This is a genomic window from Streptomyces exfoliatus, assembly GCF_000725545.1.
In the GTDB taxonomy this organism is placed as follows: domain Bacteria; phylum Actinomycetota; class Actinomycetes; order Streptomycetales; family Streptomycetaceae; genus Streptomyces; species Streptomyces exfoliatus.
In genome coordinates, this window is sequence record NZ_JNZP01000122.1 from 1 (window position 1) to 223 (window position 223).

Below are 223 nucleotides of genomic sequence, written 5' to 3' on the forward strand. Positions count from 1 at the left end.
CATCACCCCGATGACACCGGTCGCCGCCAACGGCGTCAGAAAACCGACCACGAGCAGCAGACCCGATCCGATCTGACCACCCCCCGCCGCGAGGGCGGTGAGGGCACCGCCGCGGAACCCGTCGGCGCGGAACTCCTCCGTACCGCCCTCAAGTCCCCTGCCGCCCAGGTGCGAACTGACCTTCTGCACCCCGTGGCCCGCGACGAGCAGACCCACCAGCAGA

1 protein-coding gene is annotated in these 223 nt (G+C 70.4%); it reads right to left on the bottom strand.

Annotation, left to right across the window (positions count from 1 at the left end):
- Positions 1 to 222, bottom strand: a 222-nt coding sequence (locus tag IO20_RS0134395) for a DoxX family protein (protein WP_157850874.1), incomplete at its 3' end; no start/stop codon positions are given.
- Position 223: the final 1 nt, after the last annotated feature.